Origin of the sequence: Pseudonocardia sp. ICBG1034 (genome assembly GCF_020131375.1) — a bacterium.
In the GTDB taxonomy this organism is placed as follows: Bacteria; Actinomycetota; Actinomycetes; order Mycobacteriales; family Pseudonocardiaceae; genus Pseudonocardia; species Pseudonocardia alni.
Map to the genome: position 1 here is coordinate 120,516 of NZ_JAHLEK010000017.1, position 24,001 is coordinate 144,516.

At 75.3% G+C, this 24,001-nt stretch carries 24 protein-coding genes; 12 read left to right on the forward strand and 12 right to left on the reverse strand.

The annotated features are described in order from the left end of the window. Positions 1-89: 89 nt before the first annotated feature. The 4 genes from KPF22_RS15485 to KPF22_RS15500 all read left to right on the forward strand — a co-directional run bounded on the left by KPF22_RS15485 (position 90) and on the right by KPF22_RS15500 (position 3,582). Positions 90-1,217, forward strand: coding sequence for a Xaa-Pro peptidase family protein (locus KPF22_RS15485; RefSeq protein WP_208825072.1), 1,128 nt, complete (start codon positions 90-92; stop codon positions 1,215-1,217). Between the two features lie 114 nt (positions 1,218-1,331). Further along, positions 1,332-1,526 (forward strand): PspC domain-containing protein, encoded by a 195-nt coding sequence (locus KPF22_RS15490; RefSeq protein WP_208825119.1) that lies wholly within the window; start codon positions 1,332-1,334, stop codon positions 1,524-1,526. Between the two features lie 271 nt (positions 1,527-1,797). Further along, positions 1,798-2,604: a PIG-L deacetylase family protein gene (locus KPF22_RS15495; protein WP_224402491.1), complete on the forward strand. Its 807-nt coding sequence runs from the start codon at positions 1,798-1,800 to the stop codon at positions 2,602-2,604. Between the two features lie 201 nt (positions 2,605-2,805). Then, positions 2,806-3,582 carry a polyprenol monophosphomannose synthase gene (locus KPF22_RS15500; protein WP_208825076.1) on the forward strand — a complete coding sequence of 259 codons (777 nt, stop codon included), beginning with the start codon at positions 2,806-2,808 and terminating at the stop codon, positions 3,580-3,582. 24 nt (positions 3,583-3,606) lie between these two features. On the opposite strand, the gene KPF22_RS15505 is transcribed toward KPF22_RS15500, so the two are convergent. The 5 genes from KPF22_RS15505 to ligD form a co-directional block, all read right to left on the reverse strand. Further along, positions 3,607-5,358, reverse strand: a complete 1,752-nt coding sequence (locus tag KPF22_RS15505) for a DUF885 domain-containing protein (RefSeq protein WP_224402492.1) — start codon at positions 5,356-5,358, stop codon at positions 3,607-3,609. 104 nt (positions 5,359-5,462) lie between these two features. Then, positions 5,463-5,804 carry an RNA polymerase-binding protein RbpA gene (locus tag KPF22_RS15510; protein WP_020627709.1) on the reverse strand — a complete coding sequence of 114 codons (342 nt, stop codon included), beginning with the start codon at positions 5,802-5,804 and terminating at the stop codon, positions 5,463-5,465. Positions 5,805-6,045: 241 nt separating this feature from the next. Continuing rightward, complete coding sequence (locus KPF22_RS15515) at positions 6,046-7,371, reverse strand: MFS transporter (RefSeq protein ID WP_224402493.1); 1,326 nt, start codon at positions 7,369-7,371, stop codon at positions 6,046-6,048. A 63-nt stretch (positions 7,372-7,434) separates the two neighbouring features. Beyond that, positions 7,435-8,202: a glycerophosphodiester phosphodiesterase family protein gene (locus tag KPF22_RS15520; RefSeq protein WP_208825080.1), complete on the reverse strand. Its 768-nt coding sequence runs from the start codon at positions 8,200-8,202 to the stop codon at positions 7,435-7,437. A 5-nt stretch (positions 8,203-8,207) separates the two neighbouring features. Continuing rightward, a complete protein-coding gene (gene ligD, locus KPF22_RS33170; protein WP_308010404.1) occupies positions 8,208-10,166 on the reverse strand; it encodes a non-homologous end-joining DNA ligase in 1,959 nt (652 codons plus the stop codon). Between the two features lie 113 nt (positions 10,167-10,279). Between ligD and KPF22_RS15535 the strand changes: the two genes are divergently transcribed. Beyond that, on the forward strand, positions 10,280-10,507 hold the full coding sequence (locus tag KPF22_RS15535) for a DUF3072 domain-containing protein (protein ID WP_208825084.1): 228 nt from the start codon (positions 10,280-10,282) through the stop codon (positions 10,505-10,507). 316 nt (positions 10,508-10,823) lie between these two features. Next, complete coding sequence (serA, locus tag KPF22_RS15540; protein WP_062395041.1) at positions 10,824-12,023, forward strand: phosphoglycerate dehydrogenase; 1,200 nt, start codon at positions 10,824-10,826, stop codon at positions 12,021-12,023. A 4-nt stretch (positions 12,024-12,027) separates the two neighbouring features. On the opposite strand, the gene KPF22_RS15545 is transcribed toward serA, so the two are convergent. Continuing rightward, complete coding sequence (locus KPF22_RS15545; protein WP_062395039.1) at positions 12,028-12,507, reverse strand: hypothetical protein; 480 nt, start codon at positions 12,505-12,507, stop codon at positions 12,028-12,030. Positions 12,508-12,695: 188 nt separating this feature from the next. After that, entirely contained in the window at positions 12,696-13,181 is a 486-nt protein-coding gene (locus tag KPF22_RS15550) for a GNAT family N-acetyltransferase (protein ID WP_208825088.1), read from the reverse strand. A gap of 137 nt (positions 13,182-13,318) precedes the next feature. Between KPF22_RS15550 and KPF22_RS15555 the strand changes: the two genes are divergently transcribed. Both KPF22_RS15555 and KPF22_RS15560 read left to right on the forward strand, forming a co-directional pair. Further along, on the forward strand, positions 13,319-13,468 hold the full coding sequence (locus tag KPF22_RS15555) for a hypothetical protein (protein WP_224402494.1): 150 nt from the start codon (positions 13,319-13,321) through the stop codon (positions 13,466-13,468). 69 nt (positions 13,469-13,537) lie between these two features. Then, complete coding sequence (locus KPF22_RS15560) at positions 13,538-14,068, forward strand: Lsr2 family protein (RefSeq protein ID WP_308010405.1); 531 nt, start codon at positions 13,538-13,540, stop codon at positions 14,066-14,068. A 37-nt stretch (positions 14,069-14,105) separates the two neighbouring features. On the opposite strand, the gene KPF22_RS15565 is transcribed toward KPF22_RS15560, so the two are convergent. Together KPF22_RS15565 and KPF22_RS15570 are read right to left on the reverse strand one after the other, a co-directional pair. Then, positions 14,106-17,522, reverse strand: coding sequence for an arabinosyltransferase domain-containing protein (locus tag KPF22_RS15565; RefSeq protein WP_224402495.1), 3,417 nt, complete (start codon positions 17,520-17,522; stop codon positions 14,106-14,108). 53 nt (positions 17,523-17,575) lie between these two features. Next, a complete protein-coding gene (locus KPF22_RS15570) occupies positions 17,576-18,229 on the reverse strand; it encodes an antibiotic biosynthesis monooxygenase (RefSeq protein ID WP_083474738.1) in 654 nt (217 codons plus the stop codon). Between the two features lie 112 nt (positions 18,230-18,341). Between KPF22_RS15570 and KPF22_RS15575 the strand changes: the two genes are divergently transcribed. From KPF22_RS15575 to KPF22_RS15590, 4 genes are all read left to right on the forward strand, one after another. After that, positions 18,342-18,797, forward strand: coding sequence for a GNAT family N-acetyltransferase (locus KPF22_RS15575; RefSeq protein ID WP_224402496.1), 456 nt, complete (start codon positions 18,342-18,344; stop codon positions 18,795-18,797). Between the two features lie 461 nt (positions 18,798-19,258). After that, positions 19,259-19,690 (forward strand): hypothetical protein, encoded by a 432-nt coding sequence (locus tag KPF22_RS15580; RefSeq protein WP_224402497.1) that lies wholly within the window; start codon positions 19,259-19,261, stop codon positions 19,688-19,690. A 98-nt stretch (positions 19,691-19,788) separates the two neighbouring features. Next, positions 19,789-20,745 (forward strand): triacylglycerol lipase, encoded by a 957-nt coding sequence (locus KPF22_RS15585; RefSeq protein WP_224402498.1) that lies wholly within the window; start codon positions 19,789-19,791, stop codon positions 20,743-20,745. A gap of 19 nt (positions 20,746-20,764) precedes the next feature. Next, positions 20,765-21,433 (forward strand): pentapeptide repeat-containing protein, encoded by a 669-nt coding sequence (locus KPF22_RS15590; protein WP_208825100.1) that lies wholly within the window; start codon positions 20,765-20,767, stop codon positions 21,431-21,433. Between the two features lie 6 nt (positions 21,434-21,439). Here KPF22_RS15590 and KPF22_RS15595 read toward each other — a convergent pair whose 3' ends face one another. From KPF22_RS15595 to KPF22_RS15605, 3 genes are all read right to left on the reverse strand, one after another. Continuing rightward, positions 21,440-22,081 carry a hypothetical protein gene (locus KPF22_RS15595; RefSeq protein WP_208825102.1) on the reverse strand — a complete coding sequence of 214 codons (642 nt, stop codon included), beginning with the start codon at positions 22,079-22,081 and terminating at the stop codon, positions 21,440-21,442. 69 nt (positions 22,082-22,150) lie between these two features. Then, the gene (locus tag KPF22_RS15600; protein WP_224402499.1) at positions 22,151-22,942 is read right to left on the reverse strand and encodes a hypothetical protein; all 792 of its coding nucleotides are present in this window, start codon (positions 22,940-22,942) and stop codon (positions 22,151-22,153) included. 138 nt (positions 22,943-23,080) lie between these two features. After that, a complete protein-coding gene (locus tag KPF22_RS15605; protein WP_208825106.1) occupies positions 23,081-23,983 on the reverse strand; it encodes a hypothetical protein in 903 nt (300 codons plus the stop codon). Positions 23,984-24,001 lie beyond the last annotated feature (18 nt).

Below are 24,001 nucleotides of genomic sequence, written 5' to 3' on the forward strand. Positions count from 1 at the left end.
TCCGGACGCCCACCGGCCTCCGCCCGGCCCACGCCGCGGTGCTCCGGGTGGCGGTCGTGTACCCCCCGTGCCCGCCTACGCTCACGGTCATGACCGATGCCGTCCCCACCGAGCTGCTCGCCGACCGGCTGCGCCGTGCCGGTGAGCACGCCGCCGAGCAGGGCACCGACGTGCTGTTCCTGACCCCGGGAACCGACCTGCGCTACCTGACCGGGTTCGACGGGTCCTCGCACGAGCGCCTGACCTGTCTGATCGTCCCGGCCGCCGGGCACCGGGCGCCGCCCGCGCTCGTCGTCCCGTCGCTGGAGGCGCCCGGGTTCGCCGGTGTGCCGCTGGAGGCGCTCGGCATCGACCTGGTCACCTGGACCGACGGCGAGGACCCGTACCTGCTGGTCAGCGACCTCGCCGGCGGCCCGACCCGGATGTCGGTCGACGACGACATGCCCGCCCGCCACGTCCTCGGCCTGCGTCACGCCTTCCCCGACGTCCCGCAGTATCTCGGCGGCACCGTGCTGCGCGAGCTCCGCATGCGCAAGGACCCGGCCGAGATCGACCGCCTGCGCGAGGCCGGTGCCGCCATCGACCGGGTGCACCGGCGGATGGGCGAGTTCCTGCGCCCCGGCCGCACCGAGGCCGAGGTCGGCGCCGACATCACCGCCGCCATCATCGCCGAGGGCCACACCGAGGCCGCGTTCGTCATCGTCGGCTCCGGCCCCAACGGCGCCAGCCCGCACCACGACGTCTCCGACCGCGTGATCGAGGCCGGCGACGTCGTGGTCATCGACATCGGCGGACCGCTGCCCGGCGGCTACAACTCCGACTGCACGCGCACCTACGCCGTCGGCGGCGAGCCCGGCCCGGACGTCAAGGAGACCTACGCGGTGCTGCAGGAGGCCCAGGAGCGCGCCGTCGCCGCCGTCCGTCCCGGTGCCACCGCCGCCGACATCGACGCCGCCGCCCGCGAGCACATCTCCGCCGCCGGGCACGGTGAGCACTTCATCCACCGCACCGGGCACGGCATCGGCCTCGACGTGCACGAGGAGCCCTACATCGTCGGCGGCAACGACCTCGTCCTCACCGAGGGCATGACCTTCTCGATCGAGCCCGGGATCTACCAGGCCGGCAAGTGGGGCGCCCGGATCGAGGACATCGTCGTCGTCACCGCCGACGGCGTGGAGCGGCTCAACACCACCGCCCGCGACCTCGTCGTCCTGTAGCGGCCCCCGGGCACGTTCGGGGTCACCCTCCGGGTGTTCCCCGAGCGCGCCGGGCCCCGGTGGTGCCAGGGTGGGGGAGGTCGAGTCCGCAGTACGAAGGAGAACGCAGTGAGCATGCCCCAGTCCCAGCGCCTGGTCCGGCCCCGTAGCGGGAAGGTGATCGCGGGGGTGTGTGCCGGGCTGGCCGACCGCTTCGGCATGGGTCGCAACACCGTGCGGTTCCTGTTCGTGCTGTCCTGCCTGCTGCCCGGCCCGCAGTTCGTCATCTACCTCGCCCTCTGGCTGATCATGCCGAGGAGCACGGTCTGACCGAGCGGTGTGAGCGCCGTCGCGGGGACCCGGTGTGGACCCGTGACGGCGGCCCTGCCATCATCTCCCGCGTGATCGAGCCGACGACCGCCGCCGCCGCGCGCCCCGTGCGCGCCGCCGCGTGTCGCTGTCGTCGGGGTCCGTCCCCGCGCGGCTGACACCGCCGTCCCGGCTCACCGTCCGTGGACCGCTCGCGCCGCCCGGGTACCGACCCGCTCCGGACCCGTGTCCGTACCGGCCGCCCCGGCCCCGCACGCGAAGCGATCACCAGGTGCACACCCTCTCCGGCCAGACCGTCCTGGCCCTGCACGCCCACCCCGACGACGAGTCGATCTTCACCGGCCTGACCCTGCGCCGTCTTGCCGACGCCGGCGCCCGCGTCGTGCTCGTCATGGCCACCGGCGGCGACCTCGGCGAGTCCCGCCTCCCCCTGGAACCCGGCGAGACCGTCCCCGACCGCCGCCGCCGCGAGCTCACCGACGCCGCCGCCCTGCTCGGCGTGCACCGCCTGGTGCTGCTCGGGCACCGCGACTCCGGCCTGCCCGGCGGCCCCGGCCTGCGCCACCCGCGCGCCCTCGCCGCCGCCGACCCCGTCGCGCTCGGCCGCGCCGTCGCCGAGATCGTCGACGCCGAGGGCGCGGGCACCGTCCTGCACGACGACGACGCCGGCATCTACGGCCATCCCGACCACCGCGCCGCGCACGCCGCGGGCGCCATCGCCTGCTCGCTCACCGGCGCCCACGGCTACCGGATGACCGTCGACCGCGAGCACCTCGCGCTGGCCGCGCGTGACCGGCACCTCGTCCACGGCGCCGCGCACGCCGCGGGCGTCGGCTACGGCCGGGTCACCGCCGAGATCGCCGTCGCCGTCGGGGGCGGCCCGGCCGAGCTCGCCGTCAAGCGGGCCGCGATGCTCGCCCACGCCAGCCAGATCGCCCCGGACGCGGTCGACGAGGCGGGCTTCGCCGCCGCCTACGGCTACGAGTGGTTCCTCCCCGGCGAGAACACCGGCGGCCGGGCCCGCGGCGGTGTCCTGGAGGCGCTGGGCAACGCCCACCTGCTCGCCGGGACCCGCTGACCGCAGCCCCCGTCCCGCGCCCGCTCCCGCCCCGGGTCCGGTCCCGCGTCCGGTGCCGCCGCGTCGGGCGGTCGCGGCGCTCCACTACGCTGTCCGCACGACCGCGCTCCGCCGCAGCACGACGAGCGGTGACCGAGCAGGTGCGGTCGGTACGGGTAGGGTCGTCCGGTCGACACCGATCGGGCGGGGGAGAGGACGAGCATGGTCGAACCGCCGGGCCCGGTCCTGGTCGTGGTTCCCACCTACGACGAGCGGGAGAACCTCGGTCCCGCCGTCGCGCGGCTGCACGCCGCGCTGCCCGACGTCGACGTCCTCGTCGTCGACGACGCCAGTCCCGACGGCACCGGAGAGCTCGCCGACGCCCTCGCCGCCGCCGACGAGCGGGTCCGCGTCCTGCACCGCTCCGGCAAGGACGGCCTCGGCGCCGCCTACCTCGACGGCTTCCGGCACGCGCTGACCGGCGAGCACCAGGTCGTCGTCGAGATGGACGCCGACGGCTCGCACGCCCCCGAGGACCTTCCCGCGCTGCTCGCCGCCCTGGCCGACGCCGACGTCGTCCTCGGCTCCCGCTACGTGCCCGGTGGGCGCGTCGTGAACTGGCCCTGGCACCGCGAGGTCCTGTCCCGCGGCGGGAACCTCTACTCCCGCCTCGCGCTCGGCGTGCCGCTGCGCGACATCACCGGCGGCTACCGCGTCTACCGGCGCACCGTGCTCGAGCAGCTGCAGCTGGACTCGGTCGCCTCCCAGGGCTACTGCTTCCAGGTGGACATGGCCTGGCGGGCCCTGCAGGCCGGGTTCCGGGTCAGCGAGGTCCCGATCACCTTCACCGAGCGCGAGCGCGGTGCCTCCAAGATGAGCGGCGGCATCGTCGCCGAGGCGCTGTGGCGGGTCACCTGCTGGGGCCTGTCGCACCGGCTCGGCCGCGACACCCCCCAGCGCCCCGCGGGGCCGGTCACCGAGGGCGCCGCACACGGCTGAGCCGCGCGGCGCCCCCGGGTGCGCTCAGGAGCGCGCCGGCAGGGCTGCCAGCTCCGGCACCAGGTCGTCGAGACCCAGCGTGCCCTGCGCGAGCGCGGCGGCGTGCCACGCGGCGAGGTCGAACTCCTCCCCGCGGGCGGCGTGCGCGGCGCGGGCCCGCTCCCGCCCGGTCAGCCAGGCCCGCTCGCCCAGCTTGTAGCCGATCGCCTGGGCCGGTCCGCCGAGGTAGCGCAGCAGCTCCGAGTCGGCCATCGCGTCCCCGCCGCCGACGTGCCGGCCGAAGAACTCCCGCCCCAGCTCCGGGGTCCACCGCCGACCGGCACCGACCGGGGAGTCGTCGGGGACCGGCAGCGACAGGTGCATGCCCAGATCGATCACCACACGCACCGCGCGCAGCATCTGGGCGTTGAGGTAGCCCAGCCGCGAGCCCGGGTCGGAGTGGTGGCCCAGCTCGTCCATTAGCCGCTCCGCGTAGAGCGCCCAGCCCTCCACGTCCGCGCTCACCGCACCCACCAGCGACGTCTGGAACGTCGACAGCTCGCGGCTGCGCACCGCCCACGACGCCAGCTGCAGGTGGTGGCCCGGGACGCCCTCGTGGTACCAGGTGCTGATCAGGTCCCAGAGCGGGTAGCGGTCGTCCTCGCTCGCGGGCAGCCAGGTCCGGCCCGGCCGCGAGAAGTCCAGCGCCGGCGGTGTGTAGTAGGGCGCCGCCGCGCTACCCGCCGGCGCCAGCCGGGACTCGACCTCCCGCAGCCGGCCGGACAGGTCGAAGTGGACACCGTCGAGCTCGGCGATCGTGTCGTCCATGATCTTCTGCAGGTGCGCCCGGGCGGCCTCCCCGCCCACGACGACCCCGGTCGAGCCCCCGTCGGTCTCCAGGAACTCCATCGCCTCGCGCACGCTGCCGCCGGGCACGATCCGCGCGGCCTCGACGGCCATCTCCTCGCGGATCCGGCGGAACTCCGACCAGCCCCACTCGTAGACCTCGACGGTGTCGATGTCGGCGCCGTTCCAGAACCGGTTCGCGATCCGGTACCGGTCGGGGCCCACGCCGTCCGGGGTCCCCTCCGCGGCCGGGAGGTACTCCGCGGCCAGCCAGTCCCGCAGCTCGCCCAGCGCCGCCGTCGCCTCCCGCGCACCGCGGTCCAGGTCGGCGCGCACGGCGTCACCGACCGAGGCGTCCGCGGCGAACCCGGCGAACCAGCCACGGCCGCCCGCGTCGCCGTTCCAGGCGTCGATCTGCTCGGTCACCCGCACCACCTGGCGCGGCGCGGCGAACAGCCCGCGACGGCGGCCCTCGGCCAGCGACGCCCGGTACCCCGCGAGTGCCTCGGGGACCCGCGCCATCCGCGCGGCCACGGTGGCCCAGTCCTCGTCGCCGTCGACCGGCATGAGGGTGAACGCGGTCCGCAGGGTCGCCAGCGGTCCGAACAGCTCCTGCACCGCGCGCAAGGGCTCCCCGGAGGTCAGGTGGTCGAGCTGGGCGCCGAGGCGCTCACGCAGCAGCCGCGCGCAGCGACGCTCGTCGGGGTCGGCGGGCTGCCGGGCGCCCGTGGTGGTGTCCAGTCGCTCCAGGGTCTCCCGGCAGGCGGCGACGAGCGCGGCGGTGCCGTCGGGGGAGAGGTCGGGCAGCTCGTCCTGCCGCTCGGTCCAGCCGAGGTCGCCGGCGAGGACCGGGTCGAGCTCGGCGAGGCGCCGGACGTGGTCGTCGGCGAGGTCGCGGACCGCCCGGGCGGGGCGGGAGGGGCTGGCGGTGCCGGTCTGCTGATCGTTCATCGCCGGTCATCATGCCCGCACGCGACGGAGCCCGGATCCCTGAGGGATCCGGGCTCCGTGGTCACCGGGCGGTGGTCCGGCGTGTGCCTGCCGTGCGGCCGGGATCAGGCGATCTCGGCGCGCCGCTCGCGCAGCAGCTCCAGGCGCTCGTCGAGCAGCTCCTCGAGCTCGGCGATCGACCGGCGCTCGAGCAGCATGTCCCAGTGCGTACGCGGCGGCTTCTGCTTCTTCTGCTCCGGCTCGGTCCCGTCCACCCGACGGCCGACGCCGCCCTGCGGGGACTCCCACGTCGCGGGAGCCTCGGCGTCGTTCGCGAACGGCACCTGGAACTCGTAGCCGGACTCGGACACATAACGGACCATCTGCCGCGGCGCCAGGTCGTGATTGCGGTCCGTCTCGTAGCTGACAGCCCCGAGCCGGCTGCCACGCAGAACGCGGTCGGCCATGCGTCACCCTCCTGTAGCGCGATGTCGAGGGAGCACCTCGACGGTTACGTCTCCGCCACCGGGTGTAACGTGCGTGGAGCTACGGTATTCCGGCGGCAGGGCAGAACGGACCCGCTGGAGTTACCTCGCGGTAACCCGCTCTGCGCCCGATTGACCAGTGTTCCCTATCGCCGCCCGTTACACACTCCGATGTGACGTGTCAGCCATGTGTGACGGTGCTCACCGGGGCGTCGACGAGTGTTCACACAGCCGACCGGACCGGTGCACGGCCGGGGGAGCGCACCGGCAGCAATGCGACCAGTCCCGCCGCCAGGACCAGCACGATCCCGATCGTCCCCGCCCGGTCCGAGCCGAACACGTAGGTGAACAGGCCGATGAGCGCCGGCGCCAGGAACGACACCGCGCGCCCGGTCGTCGCGTACAGCCCGAACAGCTGGCCCTCCTGCTGCGCCGGGCACACGCGCAGCAGGTACGACCGCGACGACGCCTGCGCCGGCCCCACGAACAGCCCCAGCACCAGACCGAAGATCCAGAACATGGTCGGCCCGGACACGAACAGCAGCACCACCCCGACCACGACCAGCCCGGCCAGCGAGCCGACCACGACCGCCTTCGGGCCGAACCGGTCGTCGAGCCTGCCCCCGAGCAGCGCCCCGGCGGCGGACACCACGTTGATCGCCACACCGAAGATCAGCACCTGGCCCGGCTCCAGCCCGTACACCGTCACCGCCAGGACCCCGCCGAAGGCGAAGATCGCGTTCAGGCCGTCCCGGTAGAGCGCGCTCGCCCCGAGGAAGTACACGGTGTGCGGGCTGGCCCGGTAGAGCGCGCGCAGGTCGGTCACCAGCCTGCGGTAGGAACCGGCCACGCCCAGCTTCGGTGCGTCCGGCGCCACCGGCGGCGTCTCGGGCAGCAGGAGGAACATCGGCGCGGCGAACACCGCGAACCACACCGCCGCCACCAGCACCGCGATCCGCACGTCGAGCCCGTCGGCGGTGGGGACACCGAGCAGCCCGCCGTCGCCGGACAGCAGGACCACGTACACCCCGAGCAGCAGCACGATCCCGCCGATGTAGCCCAGCGCCCAGCCGAAGCCCGACACCCGCCCGACCGTCGCCGGCGTCGACACCTGCGCCATCAGCGCGTAGTACGACACCGCCGCCAGCTCGGCGAAGATCGACGCCAGGCCCAGCAGCAGCAGGCCGAGCCACAGGTAGGACCAGTCGTCGCGGACGAAGAACATCCCGGCCATGCAGAGCACGACCAGCGCCGTCCACACCCCGGTCGCCCGCAGCCGCCGCCCCGTGCGGTCCGCGCTCTGCCCGACCACCGGCGCCATCAGCGCGATCAGCACCCCGGCTGCCGCCGTCGACCACGCCAGCCAGCTGTTCGCACTGACCGAGCCCGGCAGGTCCGCCCCGACGGCGTCGGTCAGGTACACCGAGAACACGAAGGTCAGCGCGATGTGCTGGAACCCCGAGGAGCCCCAGTCCCAGAGCCCCCAGGCCCACAGCCGGGATCGGCGGGGCGGGGCCGGCTCTGCGGTCGGAGCGGTCGAGACGGTCACGGCGCGAGCGTATCGACGCCCGCGGGACCCGGCCTCCGATCATCTACGCAGGCGCCCACCCGGTCAGCTCCCGACGACGTCGAGCAGCCGGTCCGGCCGGTCGGACAGCAGCCCGTCCACGCCGAGGGCCAGCAGCCGTCGCATCTGCTCGGTCTCGTCCACCGTCCACACGTGCACCTCGTGCCCGGCCCGGTGCGCCGCCTCGACGAACCGGCGGTCCGACGCCACCGGGATCGGCCCGAACATCGGCGGGACCTGCGCGAACACCCCAGCCGACGCCGGCAGCAGCCGGCCCGGGACGCCCCACGCACGGGCCCGCAGCGCCACCACCTCGGCCTGTCCCATCGACGTGCACAGCCTCGGCCCGGCCAGCGTCCGGGCGACGCCCAGCCAGCGGGCGGAGAACGAGCCCAGGCACACCCGGTCCCAGGCGTCGGCGGCGTCGAGCACCGCCAACGTCGGCGCGACGACCTCGGCCGACTTCAGCTCGATCGTCACCCGCACCCCGGGGACCGCGTCGAGCACCTCGGCCAGCCGCGGCAGCGGCTCGGTGCGCTGTGCCCCGGTGACCCGCACCGTGTCGAGCTCCGCGGCGTGGCGCGCGTCGATCCGGCCGGTGCCGTCGGTGGTGCGGTCCAGCGTCGGGTCGTGGTGGACGAACGGCACCCCGTCGGCGCTGGCGTGCACGTCCATCTCGACGTAGCGCAGACCGTGGTCGGCGGCGGCGGTGAACGCGGCGACGGTGTTCTCGCAACCTGCCAGCTCCCCGATGTGCCAGCCACGGTGGGCGTAGGCGCGGGGGTGCGGACCGTCGAGGTACGGGTGGTGCACGGCGGTCAGCCTGGCACCTGCCCGATCACGCCACCACGGGGGAGCCGGAAACCCTCGGTGTCGATCAGGGGACGCATGAGGTCCCCGTGCGTGTCCAGCCGGGCCGGCAGGTCGTCGAGGGTGAACACCAGGTCCGCGGGCTCGCGGCAGCCCTCGACCTCCGCCCACGTCACCGGGGTCGCGACGGTGGGTCGCTCGCGGCCGCGCAGCGAGTACGAGGCGATGGTGGTCTTGGCGGTGTTGTTCTGACTCCAGTCGACGAAGACCTTGCCGCGCCGGCGGGCCCGTGTCATCACCGCGATCACCTCGCGCCGGTGCTCCTCGGCCAGCCGCTCGGCCACCTCGCGGGCGAACCCACTGGTCCGCTCCGGATCGGTGACCCGCGCAGGTAGGTAGAGCTGCATCCCCTTGCCGCCCGACGTCGACGGGTACGCCACGAGTCCGTGCTCGTCGAGCAGATCCCGCACCCACAGTGCCACCCGGCAGCACTCCACGATCGTCGTGCCCTCGCCCGGGTCCAGGTCGAACACCACGCGGTCCGGCGGGTGGCGGCCGTCGCGCGGGCCCAGGCGCCACTGCGGCACGTGCAGCTCCAGCGCGGCCAGGTTCGCCGCCCACGCCAGTCCCTCGGCGTCGGCGAGGACCGCGAAGTCCGCGGACTCCGACCGGCCGCCGGGCGTCCCGACGCGGGCGGTGCGCAGCCAGCCCGGCGCGTGCCGGGCCACGTTCTTCTCGAAGAACGACGACCCCTCCACCCCGTCCGGCCAGCGCTTGAGCGTAGCCGGCCGGGCGTCGAGGTGCGGCACCATCACCTCGGCGACGGCCAGGTAGTGCCCCAGAACGTCGGCCTTGGTCGTGCCGGTGGCGGGGTAGAGGACCTTGTCCGGGTTGGACAGCGACGCCCGCCCGTACCCCTCGCGCCGCGCGGTCCCGCGCTGTGCCGTCCTCCGGCTCGCACCGTCCACCCGGACCTCCCGCCAGTCGTCGCCCGCGCCCTCGGGGTACCCGGAACCGGCCCGGACGGCGACCACCCCGGGCAGGCCCTGGTCGCGCACCGCGTCGAGCAGCCGGGCGCCCGCGTTCGGGTACGACGGCGCCGCCCGCCGGTGCGGTCCGTCCAGCGGCAGCTCCTCCAGCAGCGCGCGACGCTCCTCGGCGGGCAGCGCCCGGACGTCGCGGCCGCCGGTGTGCAGGACATCGGCCACCCACAGCTCGCCGCGGCCGGTCAGCTCGGCGTCGAGCAGGTGCCCACCGGCGCCCAGGGCGGGCCCCAGACCCCGCAGCGCACCCGGCGGGTCGAACGGCTCCCCGGCCCGGCCGTCGTCGTCCACGGGGCGCAGGGACAGCCGGCCGCCGTCCACCCGCACCAGTACCCGGCGGCCACCGAAGACCGGGCGGACCGTCCAGTCGTCCCCGGTGGGCAGCCGGTCGGCGGCGCGGGGGACGGCCAGGACGACGTCGTGGGGGAGCGGCTCACCCCCGGCGTCCATGCCGTCGGGCTGGTCCCGGGTGCGGCGCAGCAGCCAGTTGTCCTTCCGCCCGCCGGAGCTGCGGTGCAGCAGCACGAACCGGCCGCGGACGCGCCCGCCGTGCAGGACGAACGCGATCTCGCGGTCGTTCCACTTCTCGGTGTCGTAGCGGCCGTGGTCCCAGATCGCCATCCCGCCGCCGCCGTACTCGCCGCGCGGGATCTCCCCGGAGAACTCGAGGTACTCCAGCGGGTGGTCCTCGGTCCGCACGGCCATCCGGACGGTCTCGGAGTCCTCGGGCAGTCCCTTGGGGACCGCCCACGACGCCAGGACGCCGTCGCGTTCGAGCCGCAGGTCCCAGTGCAGCGCCGTCGCATGGTGCTCCTGGACGACGAACCGGTCGCCGACGGTGCCCGGCGGCCCGGCGTCGTGCTCGGGCACCGGCTCGGGCGTGCGCCGCGCGTCGCGCCGGCGGCGGTACTCGTCGAGGGGCACAGCGGCAGCGTAGTGACCGGCACCGACACCGACCGGGCCGCCGTTATGACAGTTCCGGTGGGGCCGGGACGGCTCGACGTGCGGGGAGTGCCGGTCGAAGATACGTTCGACCCATGACCAACGACCACAGCACCGACGCCGTCGACCCCGGGACGGCCGAGAAGGACCCCGCGGACTGGACGACCGGCGACGAGCCGATGACCGGCCCGCAGCGTTCCTACCTGGAGACGCTGCTGCAGCAGGCCGGGCAGGACGCCCCGGAGGGCCTGGACAAGCTGACCAAGGCCGAGGCCTCGAAGCGGATCGACGAGCTGCAGGACGCGACCGGCCGCGGCAACTGAGCCGGTCCGGTCAGGGCGCGCCGAGCTCCACCTCGGAGCCCTCGGCGTCCTCCGCGAACAGCGCGGTGTGGTCCGGGCCGCCGGCGTGCGGGTGGGTCCCGGCGAACAGCTCGGACCACCCGTGCGCGGCGCAGCGCGAGCCGGGCCGAGCCGTACCGATCCACCATGCCAGCGAGCCGATAATGCACGTTATGACAGTTCGAGCGGTGCGGGCCTGCGCACCGAGGTGATCCTCCTACCCCCCGAACGGCGTCATGCCGCAAGGATCACCCGGCCCCGGTGCCTCCGAGACCTCCCGGCGTCCTAGGTTGGACGCGTGAAGGTCCTGTTGCTCGAAAACATCCACCCCGGCGCCGCCGAGGCGTTCCGACGCGACGGCTTCGAGGTCGAGACCCGGCCCGGGTCGCTCAGCGGGGACGAGCTGCACGACGCGCTCGCCGGCGTGCAGCTGCTCGGCATCCGCTCCAACACCACGATCACCGCCGAGGTGCTCGACGCCGCCAAGGACCTGCTGGCCGTCGGCTGCTTCTGCATCGGTACCAACCAGGTCGACCTCACCGCGGCCGCCGAGCGCGGCATCGCCGTGTTCAACGCGCCGTACTCGAACACGCGCAGCGTCGTCGAGCTGGTCATCGGTGAGATCGTCGTGCTGGCGCGGCGGCTGACCGAGAAGACCCAGCGGATGCACGAGGGCGTCTGGGACAAGTCCGCCAAGGGCGCGCACGAGTTCCGCGGCCGCACCCTGGGCATCGTCGGCTACGGCAACATCGGCACCCAGCTGTCCAACATGGCCGAGGCCATCGGCCTGCAGGTCGTGTTCTACGACACCGCCGACCGGCTCGCCCACGGCAACGCCCGGCGGATGCCGAGCCTGGACGCGCTGCTGGCCGAGTCCGACGTCGTCTCCATCCACGTCGACGGCCGCCCCGGCAACGCCGGCCTCTTCGGCGCCGAGCAGTTCGCCCGGATGAAGCCCCGCTCGATGTTCATCAACGCCTCGCGCGGCATGGTCACCGACGAGCACGCCCTGCGGGACAACATCCTGTCCGGGCACCTCGCGGGCGCCGCCGTCGACGTGTTCCCGGTCGAGCCCAAGGCCCAGGGCGACGAGTTCGACTCACCGCTGCGCGGCCTGGACAACGTCATCCTGACCCCGCACATCGGCGGGTCGACCCAGGAGGCGCAGGAGGGCATCGGCACCTTCGTCTCGCGCAAGATGCTCGACTTCGTGCAGCTCGGTGCCACTCCCCTGTCGGTGAACCTGCCCAATGTGGGCGCCCCGAACCCGCCCGGGGTGTTCCGGACCGCCTACCTGCACACCAGCACCCCCGGTGTGCTCGCCGACATCAACCGGCTGCTGGCCGACGCCGGCGTCAACGTCGTCGGGCAGTCGCTGTCCACCGGCGGCGACCTCGGCTACGTGCTGACCGACACCGACCAGGTCCTGCCCGAGGACGTGCTCTCGGCGCTCCGCCGGGCCGCCCAGACCGTCTGGCTGCGGTCCTACCGGCTCTGAGCGCTCAGGCGCAGGCGTTCGCGCCGTACTCCTCGACGTCGGAGGGGTGCATCGGGCCGTGCACCCCGTGGAAGACGACGAACTCGACGCCGGTCGGGCGGTGGAACAGCCCGCCCGTCCGGCGCCGGTACACCAGCGGCGCGCAGCGGTACCCGAACAGTGCTCGCGCCCACCCCTCGGCCTCGCCGCGCGCCAGCGGCTCCGACCCGGTGACGGCGAGCTCCCAGATCCCCACGCCGGTCGCCGGGGAGCTCCGGTCCGGTGCGGTCGAGGCCACCAGCGTCAGCTCACCGGTCCCCCGCATCGCCGGCACGACGGTCCGCGCGCGGTGCCAGTCGGCCACCGGGTGCGGGTAGGGGTAGGTCAGCAGGCCCTCGCGCAGCGCCGTCACGGGTCCCCCGTGCTGCTCGTGGATCAGCTGTGCCAGGTCCACCGACCGCTTGCGGCGCAGGTCGGCGTTGACCAGACCGGCTTCGACCGTCATCCCCGTGGCCTCATTTCCGTCCCCGCGTCCCGGGACGGACCTCCGGCGCTGAGGCGGCGCGGTGGGGCCCGACGCCCGGGTGGGAGGACCCTCGAACGGTCCGGCGTCGGCACCGTGTTCTACGGCTCGTAGAGCATTCTAGATCACGTGCGGCATCCGGGCGAGAGCGGGATCACATGATCGCCGGATCACACGAGGCGTCGGTAGTGCACGCTCAGCGGATCGACCGGGTAGTCGGCGAACGGCGGGCAGACGGCGAACCCGAAGCGCTCGTAGAGCCGCCGCGCCGGGGCCCAGTACTCCCCCGCGCCCGTCTCCAGGTACACCGCCCGGTGCCCCCGCCCGCGCGCCGCGTCGAGCAGCCGGGTCAGCACCGCGGCGCCGACGCCGCGACCGCGGGCCCGCTCGGCCGTCCGCATGGACTTGATCTCCGCTGCCGGGTGCTCGGGCACCGACCCGGCCGCCAGCTCGCTCAGCGCGCCGCAGCCGAGGAGGGTGCCGTCGTCGTCGCGGGCGGCCCAGACGGTCACACCGGGCCCGCGGAGTCCGTCGAGGTCCAGCGCGTGTGTGCTCTCCGGCGGCCCCTGGGCGCGCATGTCGGAGAGGTGCCCTGCCAGGAACCGCCGGATCTGCGCTCCGGACAGGTCGTCGACGTCGATCTGCACGTGCTCCATCCTGGACCCTTCCCCGGCGGGCACGGCTCAAGAATTGCTCAAATACCGCGCCGACCCATTCGGCACGCTCCTATCGTCGGTACATCGCACTTTCACCGGCGGCGGGTGGCCGCGTACCGACCGGCGAGGAGAACACCGTGAGCGCAGTCGTCGCAGTACTGCTGGTCATTGTCCTGATCGGCCTCGCCGTCCTGATCGGAACGCTCCGTGAGGTGCGTCCGACCAGGCCGAGTGTGGTCCGGGCGCGGGAGTTCCGCCGTTCCGCCCGGCCGGGCGCCCACGATTAGGAGGGCCTCCGTCGTTATGCTGCCGGAGATCCCGGGTGAATCCGGGGCGGCGAACCGGGAGGAACTGCAGTGGCGAAGGTCGAGACGATCCGGCTGGTCGACGACATCACCGGCGGCGACGCCGACGAGACCGTCGATTTCGGGCTCGACGGCCGCCGGTTCGAGATCGACCTGACCGCGGACAACGCCGCGGCGCTGCGGGACGCGCTCGCCCCGTTCGTCGGGGTCGCGCGTGCCGCGGGGGCCCCGCGCACCGGACGCAACGCGGGCGTGTCCGCGCCGTCGGCCGGGCGCAGCGGTGCGGACGGCTCGGACACCGCGACCCGCGAGCACAACCGCGCGGTGCGGGCCTGGGCCCGGGAGAACGGCTGGACGCTGTCCGAGCGGGGCCGTATCCCGTCCGAGGTCGTCGAGGCCCACCGCCGCGCCCAGGACGGCGACGCCGCGGGCGACACGCCGCAGGGCCCGATCACCGGCGAGCCCGCCGCCGAGGCCGTGCCGACGGCGCGGGCCGTCCCGGACAGCGAGACCGGGGACGAGGCCCCCGCGGAGCGCAGGCAGCCCTCCGCCGCGGCACCCGCGGTCGAGTTCAGCGGCTGACCCCGCTCCCCGGGCCGGTCCGGCCCGGGGCCCGTCGTCACCGGCTCGGTGACGGGATGCCCGGCGGCGGCGCCGGCAGCGGACCGGAGCTGTAGAGCCCGGAACGGTCCACGTCGCGACGTTCCAGGGTCGGCGCGACCGCGTTCGGCCGGTACGGCTGGATCGCCTGCACCTTGCCCCAGTCCCGGCCCGGGTCGCCCTCGAGGTAGGTGGGCAGCTCCGCCTGCTTGCCGATCACGGTGATCCAGCCCAGCGGGCCGCCGGCCTGCGGGGACGACCAGCCCTCGCCGTCGCCGCGCATCTGGCTGCCGTCGGCCTGCAGGCGGTAGGCCGGGACCTCGGCGATCCCGCCCGAGGTGCGGAACGGGTGCAGGCACGGGCTGGCCAGCGACACGGGGTACTCCAGGAACATCGGCTGGTCGCCCACCACCTGCGACAGCGGCGCCAGCTGCGGCGCGCGCAGCGGTGCGACGGCGAGCCACCCGTCGGCGCCGAGCGAGTTGTCCTGCACGACCATCCGGACCTCGGTCGCGGCGCGGGCGGTGTCGGGCAGGTCGAAGCGCAGCTCGCGCCACGGCATCTCCTCCCCCCGGCCGTCGTCGAGGGTGGTCTGCTCGACCACGCGGACCCGCCCGTCGGACAGCCGCGTCGCGTACTGGACGGTGAGCCGGTTCCCGTTGCCCAGGCGCCCGGCCGCGGTGACGACCAGCGGCGTGGTGCCGGCGCGCTGTTCGGCGGTCAGCATCACCCAGGGGGTCCGCAGGGTGCCGGTGTTGCGGTCGCCGCGGGGCAGGTAGCTGCCGAACGCGGGCGCCGCGTCGCTCCCCAGGCCGCCGGACAGGACGTACTCGAACCCGGAGGCCCCGGTCCCGCCGCCGGTCGGCGGGATGCCGTTGCGGACGAAGCCGCTGCCCCCGCTGTTGGGGTCGAGCAGCTGGGCGTCGGGGCTGTTCGCGGGGACGACGCCCGGCGGCAGCGGTGCCGGGGTCGAGGTCGGCTCCCCCGGTGGGGGCGGCGGGGCGACGGTCGGGAGCAGCCCGGAGCGGGCCGGAGCGGCCATCCCGGTCGGTTCCGGGGCGGGGGGCAGCACGCCGTCGACGGGGCGGCGCTCGGCGAACACCTGGCTGGCGAGCCCGCAGGACCCGCCGAACGGGTGGGACAGCGCGTCGGCGCCCATCGTCCAGGTCCCGGAGCGGTCCTGGATGGCCGAGACCATCGACCACACGTTGAACGTGACCAGGAGTCCGCACAGCACCGCCAGCGGTGCCGACGTCAGCCGCAGCCGCCGTGTCGCCCGCAGCGCCGACGACGCGTCGCGGCGCCAGTCCCGGGCCCGGACCCAGCGGCCCAGCAGCGGGATCCGGCCCAGTGCCCGCTCGACACCCGCCAGCTGGTCGGGGTGACGCTCCTCGCGGATCCCGCGCAGGTGCTCGACACCGGCGCCCGCGGCGAGCAGCAGCGCGACGAGCAGCAGGATCGTGGAGAGCTCGTAGCCGGCGACGGTGACCTGCTCGCCGGCCCACGGCACGCCCCAGTTGTTCGTGTACCACCACAGGTTCGGCCCGGCCGCGGACAGCGCCGCCACCAGGAACACCGCGGACAGGAACGCGAGCCGGTTGCGCAGGGAGCGCAGGACGTCGGAGCCGGTGGCGATCGCGGCGAGCGCCACCATGCCCGAGCCGAGGCCGACCAGGTCGCCGAAGTGGTGGGTCCACTTCGTCGGCGTCAGCGCGAAGATCAGCAGCGCGATCACGGTGCTGCCGATCAGGCGCTGGGCCGGGCCGAGCGCGGCGCCCGGGATGCGGTTGCGCCGGATCAGCACGACCACGCACGCCAGCAGGCAGAGGATGACCAGCAGGATCGGGAACCGGCGCGCGATGGACCCGTCCGCGAGCCCCTCGAACAACGGCGCGTAGCGCTGGGCGATCTCGGTGTACCACGGCCAGTCCGGTCCGATGTCGGACCGCAGCCGGGTGGAGTCGATCACCGCGGCCCAGCTCTGGTCCGCCCAGGCGATCATCAGGATCGCGGTGCCCGAGGCCAGCAGCGGCGCGAGCACCGGCACCGCGCCGACGGCCCGGATACGGGCCGCGAGCAGGTGCCACAACGGACGCACACCGGCGATGAACGGCGCGATCGCGATCAGCCCGGCCGGGTTCGCCCCGACCGCCATCGATGCCGCGAACAGGCCGAGCGCGACCGGGAGCAGCCGCTGCAGGGCCAGCGCCCGCTCGACGCAGACCAGCGCCAGCAGCGAGCACACGACGACGACCGGCTCGGGCCGCAGCCCGGAGTTGTAGGCCATCCAGAACGCCAGGAACACCATGCCCGCGGCCCAGGTGGCGGCGCGGGAGCGGCGGGCCTGACGGCCCAGGCGCGGGAGCAGGCCGCGGGAGACCAGCCACCAGGCCATGATCCCCATCAGCACCGAGGGCAGCCGCAGCCACAGCAGCGAGTCCGAGACCCGCACCCACAGCGCGTAGAGGTCGTAGAACCAGCCGAACGGCGCCTCCGCGGCGTCGTACCAGCGGTAGTAGTTGCCGACGTAGCCAGAGGTGGGGACGTCGCGGACGATGCCGAGGGTGAACCCGTCGTCGGAGGTCTGGCCCCCGATCGCGGCCCACCCGACCAGCACCACCGTGACGATCAGGTCGATCGGCCGGGGCCTCGCACGGGACCACCAGCGGCGCAGCCGCGGCGGCCACCGCCCGGCGAGACCGCCGATGGCGTCGCGCCCCGCCCGGTGCGGGCTGCGGCCCAGGTGCCGGTCGACGCCGGCCAGCGCGAGCAGCGAGCCCAGCAGCGCCACCACGGCGACGACGGTGGCCGCGGTCTTCCACACCGACGGGCTGGTGTCGAAGCGGGTGTCCGGGGTGATCCGGACCGCGGTACCGGCCGTCGGGTCGAGCGCGGTGTCCAGGTCGGAGTAGATCCCCACGACCTGCGGCCGCAGGTCGCCCTCGAAGGTCTGCGCGCCGGAGCCCAGGTCGATCGTGGTGGACGTGCCGTCGGAGGTGATCCGGACCTCCGACGGGCCGGCCCGCAGCGGCGCCGTGGCGAGCTGCTGTCCGCGGTCGACCAGCGCCAGCTGGCCGTCGGCGACGGTCAGGACCATCCCGGAGCGGGCGCCCTCCGGCGACTCCGGCGGAACGGTCGACAGCACCGTGGCGGAGCCGTCGGTGCGGTCGTCGAGGCTGCGGATCGCGTCGGCGGGGACGACCACGGACATCGTCTCCGGGCGCAGCGCGACCAGCGGCGCGTTGACGTCGGCGGTGCCGTCCGTCACCGACGGCCAGACGATCGTGGTCGTGTGCTGCACCACGGGCAGGAAGGGCACCGCGACGGCGAGCACGAACGCCAGGAGGCCGAGCCGGCCCGCCCAGCGCAGGCGTCGACGGTCGCGGAGCGTGTCGACCGGAGCCGGCGCGGCGACCGTCGCTTCGGAGGTGAGCACCGAACGACGGTAGCGGCCTCGCTCCGTGTGATCCGGGGAGCCCCCGGGGGTGATCAGCCCACCGGGACGTGGTGCCGGTCGCGGAACCGCCTGCCCTGCAGCCACCACCCGAGGACGCGGGTGATCCAGGGCAGCATCACGTACACCATGACCGGGGTCAGGACGATCGTCGTGACCGCCAGCCGCGGCACGACGGGCCAGTCCGCGAGCAGCGCGCCGAGGGTCACCGTGGCCAGCAGGTTCATCGGGAAGAAGACGAGCCAGATCGTCGTCGCCTGCTTCCAGCGCGGCGGTGTGACCTGGGGCGGGCCGGCCGTCTCCACCGCGGTGGGCTGGTCGAACCAGCCCTCGATCCCGGTGCGGCGCTCGGCCCGGGTCATCTCCGCCAGGCCCTGGGCGGAGCCGAGCCACCAGCGGCGCTCCGGGCTGGCCTCCCAGCGCCCGAGCGACTCCGGGGAGTCGAAGCGGGCCAGCATGTGCCACTCGTCGGAGCCGTCGCGGCTGCGGACCCAGCCGCCGCCGAGGAAGCCGGGGAACCCCTCGGCCATGAGCAGGCCGGAGCGGATCCAGGCGGTCATCTCCGCGGCGTGACCGGGGTCGGCGCGACGGGTGAACGAGACCGTGACGGGGTCGCCGCCGGTCGGAGCGGGAGCGGACGCGGCGGCGGGGGTGGTGCCGTCGGCCCGGTCGCGGGTGTCGAGGGACATGCCCCTCATGGTGACCGCTGACCCCGGCGGACTCCCAGCCCGGCCGCACGACATCACTCCGGGACACTCGGGGAGCCCGTTCCCCCGCCGTCCCGCGTCGAGAGGTCCCGCCGTGCCCGTACCCGTCCTGCGCCGGGCCACGGTCCGTGACGTGCCGTCCGTCGTCGCGCTGCTGGCCGACGACCCGCTCGGCGCCACCCGGGAGGCCCCGGAGGACCTGGCGCCCTACCTCGCCGCGTTCGCCGAGCTCGACGCCGACCCGCGACACCTGCTCCTGGTCGCCGACGACGACGGCACGGTCGTCGGGACCCTGCAGCTCAGCCTGCTGCCGGGCCTGGCCCGCCGCGGCGCGCTGCGGGCACGGATCGAGGCCGTCCGGGTGGCCGCGGGCCGGCGCGGCGACGGGCTCGGGGCGACCATGGTCCGGTACGCCGTCGACGAGGCCCGTCGACGTGGCGCGGCGCTCGTCCAGCTCACCTCCGACCGGTCCCGTACCGACGCCCACCGGTTCTACGAGCGCCTCGGGTTCCTCCGGACCCACGACGGCTTCAGCCTCCCCCTCACCTGACGGCCGCTCCCCCGGTTCGGCCCGGTCTTGGCGGTTCTGTTGTCGTCGTTTCGATGACTACAAGTAAGCGTCAATGAAACATTGACCTCAGAGGAAACCGAGGCGCCGGCGGCGGGGATCCGGACCACGAGCGGGTCTCGACAGCCGTGGGGGCATCCCGGTTCGCCCCCGTCCGGCCGCGGGAGGTTCAGCGGGCCCTGGACAGGCCCGGTCGTGCGTGGCCGCCGGATGGTCCGTCCCCGCCGCGGCGGCCCGCACAGGGCCGTCCAGGGCGCTCCCGGCGCCTCCTGGGCCTCCTGGGCCTCCTCCGGCGACGACCGGCACCCCCGGGGCACCCGTGGTGCCACCGGCGCGTGGCCCGGTCACCGGCACCGCGGCCGTCGTCGTGGCCCGCTCCCCCGCGACACGCCCGTGTCGCGCAACGGTTGACCGCGCGCACGCGTCAATGAACCATTGACATCATGAGGTACGAGGAAGCGCAGCGCTGGCTGGAACGGGCCGACCCCTCGATCGCGAAGAAGCGGGAGTCCATCACCGAACAGCTGGACGGGATGAAGGAGCGGGCCGCCGACGGCGTCCTCACCCACGACGGGGCGGCCGCCTGGTACGCCCTGGTGCAGGAGATGCGCCGGCTGGCCGACTACTACGAGCGCGACCTGATCCGCACCCTGCGGGCCGGCGGGATGACCTGGAAGGAGGTCGCCGACGCCGTCCAGGCCCAGCTGTCGAGCCGTCAGGCGGCCCAGGCCAAGTGGAAACGCCTGGTCGACCCGACCCGGCGGACCACCAACGGGAACATGCGCCGCGGCGGACGTCCCCGCCAGGACCAGGTCCCCCGGCACGACGGGTCCACGGAGCCGGAGGGGAGCGCCGGTCAGGATCGGACGGAGTAGTCACCCCTCCCCCGGACGGCCCTGTCCGGTGACGGTGCGCAACCTCCGGTGACCGTCGTCGTTGATCCTCGTGACGACGGCATCCGAGGAGGCGGCTGGTGGCTGGACAGGGCAACGACCGGCGCAGGTGGGCGGCGGTCGTCTCGATCGCGGTCGCGGTGTGCACGGTCGGCCTCGCGCTGGTCCCGCCCGCCCAGGCGGCGGCACCGGAGCCCGAGCAGGTCGCGTCGGTGCAGGACCTGCTGGACCCCTCCCCACCCGGGTCGAACGACTGGGGCTGCCGGCCGTCGGAGGCGCACCCGGAGCCGGTCGTCCTCGTCCACGGCCTCTCGGCCAACCAGGGGAACAACTGGGCCTACATGGCCCCGCAGCTGGCCCAGCGCGGTTACTGCGTGTTCTCCCTGACCTACGGCCGCAACCCCCTGGCCCCGCCGCCGCTGACCCAGGTCGGCGGGCTCGCCCCGATGGAGGACAGCGCCGCCGAGCTCGCCGCGTTCGTCGACCGGGTGCGCGGGGCCACCGGTGCCGCGAAGGTCGACATCGTCGGCCACTCCGAGGGTTCGCTGATGCCGAACCACTACGTCCGGTTCCTCGGCGGCGCCGAGAAGGTCCGGCGCTACGTCGGCCTGACCCCGCTCTGGGACGGCACGAGCACCGCCGGGCTGGCGTTCCTCAACCGCACCGGTGAGCAGCTCGGCCTCGGCCCGGCGGTCGGCACCGTCCTCGACCCGCTGTGCGCGTCCTGCCGCCAGTTCCTGCGCGGCTCGGACTTCCTGCAGCGCATGAGCTCCGACGGCGGGCCCCGCGCCGACGGCGTCGACTACACGATGATCCTCACCCGCTACGACGAGCTGGTCGTCCCCTACACCTCGGGCCTGCTCGACGGCGCGCACAACATCGTCCTGCAGGACGGCTGCCCCACCGACCTCGCCGAGCACGTCGCCGTCGCGTTCGACCCGGTCACGCTGCAGCACGTGCTCAACGCGCTCGACCCGGCCCATGCGGACCCGGTGCGCTGCCTGCCGGTGGGCCCGGACGCACCCGCCGCATCCTGACCGTGCCACGCTGTCGCCCGTGACGGCGGTGACGACGGCGGAGGACCTGCTCGCGGCGGCCCGGGACGGCGTGGAGGTCGGCTCGGCCGTCCTCGACGAGACCGACCTGCGGGAGACCGACCTCGCCGGGCTGGTCCTGCGGGGCGGTTCGCTCGCCGGAGCCGATCTGCGCGGCGTACGGCTGGACCGGGCGCGGATCACCGGGACGTCGCTGGCCGGGGCCGATCTGCGCGAGGCGGACCTGACCGACGCCGTGCTCGGCGGTGTCGACCTGTCCGGGGCCCGGCTGGCCGGGGCGACGCTCGGCGACACCCGGTTCACCGGCTGCCGGATGATCGGCACCGTCCTGCGCGGACTGCGTGGGCTGACGGCGTCGTTCGTCCTGGACGACTGCTCGCTGCAGCTGGCCGACCTGCGCGACGTCGCGATGCGCGGGCTGCGGATCGCCGACTGCGACCTCTCCGAGGCCGATCTGTCCGGCGCCGACCTGCGCGACGTCCGGTTCGAGCGGTGCCGGCTGCGCGGCACGGTGCTGCGGTCCACCCGGCTCGACGGCGCCGACCTGCGGGGCTGCGACCTCGGCGAGGTCACCTCCGACACCCCACGCGAGCTGCGCGGGGCGATCGTCTCCCCCACCCAGGCGGGCGCGATCTGCGCGGCGCTGGGACTGACGGTGCTCGAGCCGTAGGCCGGGTCAGCCGACGGGGCGGTCGAGACCGCCGCGGCGCATCGCGTCCTCGACCTGGCCGGCAATCCACGGGTCCTCGTCGCACTGCGGGCCGGCCGCGGTGAGCGGGCCGAGCCGGACGACGTCCGCGGCGCGGCAGAGCGGCGAGGTGCCGGCGAGTTCGTCGTCGCCGGTCTGCTCGTCGGGGACGACGGGGCGCGAGGCGTCCGCGACCCGGTCCTGCCGGGCCGCCTCGTCGCGGTGGTAGGCGGCGAGCTCGGCGTCCCCGGCGGCGCGGGCAGCGTCGGCCCGGGACCGTGCCTGGTCGCGCAGCTCGGCGGCCACGGTGCTGACCCGGTCCGCGGTTTGTGCGTCGCCCGCGCGGGTGGCGGCGTCGCGGGCCCCGCCGACGGCGTCCAGCACGATCTCACCGCGCCCGGGGACGGCGATGGCGTCGGTCGGGTCGACCGCTGCGCCGTCGACCGCTGCGCCGTCGACCGCTGCGCCGTCGGCGGCTGCGGCGGTGGGGGTGATGTCCCGGGCCGGGTCCGTGCCGTCGGCGCCACCGACGAGGGCGGCCGCCAGACCGGCACCGCCGACCAGCGGGACGGTGCCGAGAAGGGCCAGGCGGCCCGGCGTGGTGCGTGGACGTCGGTGCCGTGCGCTCATCGTGATCGCCTCCTGTACTGTCGGTAGCCGGAGCCGGAGGGGCTCAAACCTGCATCGCCCGGCCGGGCCTCAGCAGGGGACGATCACGAACCGGACGACACGACAGACGACGCCCTCGGTGCGCGGGGCGCCCCCGGTCGGGGCGGGGGTCGCGGTCCGGGCGTCGTCGGGCGCGGTGCCGGTCGGCGGGGCCGGGGTGGTGGTCGGGGCGGGCGGGGTCGTGGGTGCCGCGGTCGGGGGGACGGCGGCGCGACGGCGCGCGTCGGCCTGCTCCCGGGCCCGTTGCGCGGCACGGTCCTGCGCCGCGCGCTGCTCCGCGGCCTGACGCTCCCGTGCGGCGGCCTCGGCGGCCCGGCGCTCCTCGGCGATCCGGCGGTCCTCGGCGATCCGGGCCGTGGCCGCGCGCACCGCCCCGTCGGCGACGGCGGCCGCGCGCGTCTCGCGGGCCGCGACCGGTGCCGTGGTGGGCGCGATCCCGGTGCCGGAGCCGTACCAGCGCGACGGCATCGGGATCGACGAGGCGTCGTCGACGGTCGGGCCGGACGCGAAGGTCGGTACCGGGACGTGGTCGTCGACCCGCTGGTCCGCCGGAGCGACCCCGCCGAGCACCCCGGTCCCGAGGAGACCGGCGACGGTGACCGACGCGACCAGCACCACCGGGACGACCCCGGCCAGGGTCACACGGAGACGCCGGCGGCCCCGCGGCTGCTGGGCCCGGCCCTCGACCGGTCGTGGCGCGTCCCACGGGCCGACGGGCGCCGTCGCGGTCGCGCCCCGGGAGCGGGCAGCGGAGCTCGGCCACACCTCGGGCCCGAGGGGGTCCGGGCCGGACCCGCCCGGCATCCGGTGCCGGCCGGTCACGTGGTGGAACCGCTCGCCGTGCGCATAGGGTGATCGTCACCGGCGGGCGGCGGTACGGCCATGCACCGAACGGGTGTGTCGCCGTCGCGGGCCGTCCCGGTGGGGTGAACTGCGCGCCGCCCGGACGGGCGGCCGGGCTCAGCCCCCGAGCAGCGACAGCGCGGGTCCGGGCACCCGGACGTCGACGGGCGGGGTCTCGGCGATCCGCAGGCGCAGCCGGAGCAGCGCCCCGTCCGCGGCGCCGGTGTCCGGGTCGGCCGGTGTGACGGTGCCCGGGGAGACACCGGAGGAACCGCTGCCGGCCGGGTCGTCGTCCGGCGGCGCGGCGGACCGTGGGGCGGCCTGGGGCGGGACGGCCACGCGCGGGGCGGGCACCACCGGCCGCGGGACCGTCGGCCGGGACGGGGCGGACCACCCGGTGTCGTCGCCGGGTGCGGTGTCGTCCGGGGCGGTCTCGTCCGGGGCGGTCTCGTCCGGAGCCGTGTCGTCCGGAGCGGTGACCTGGCCGGGCGCCGGCGCAGGGCCCGCGCCGGGCGCGACGGCGAGTGGTCCGGGCGCGGTCCGGTCACCGGCCGTGCCGTCACCCGGGCCCACCGGAGCGGGGCCGTCCGCCCCGCCGGTCGTCGACGGCGGTGCGGCGGCGCGCGACGCACCACCCCCGCCGGACCGGACCGGGCCGGACCCGCCGGTGGCCGTACCCGGCGACCCCGGCTCCCGGGGCGACCCCGCCGTGGGGTTCCGGGGTGCGGCGGCCGCGGCGTCGGCGGCCGCCCGCACCGGTGCCTGCGCGACCGGTGCCGGGTCGGCCGTCCGCGCCGGGGAGCCACCGCCGGGCACCGCGGGACCGGCGGCGAGCGGCGCGGCCGGGCCGGGGCCGGTCTGCTCCCCCTGCTCCCCCTGCGCCGCGACGGGCTGCTCCCCCGGCGTCACGGTGACGACGACCGCCGCGGCGACTGCGATCGCCCCGACCACCGGGACCGTCACGGCCAGGACCCGCCTGACCAGTCCGGCCCCCGCCGCCCTCCGGTGCCTGCCGCTCATCGCTCGGTCCTCCCCCAC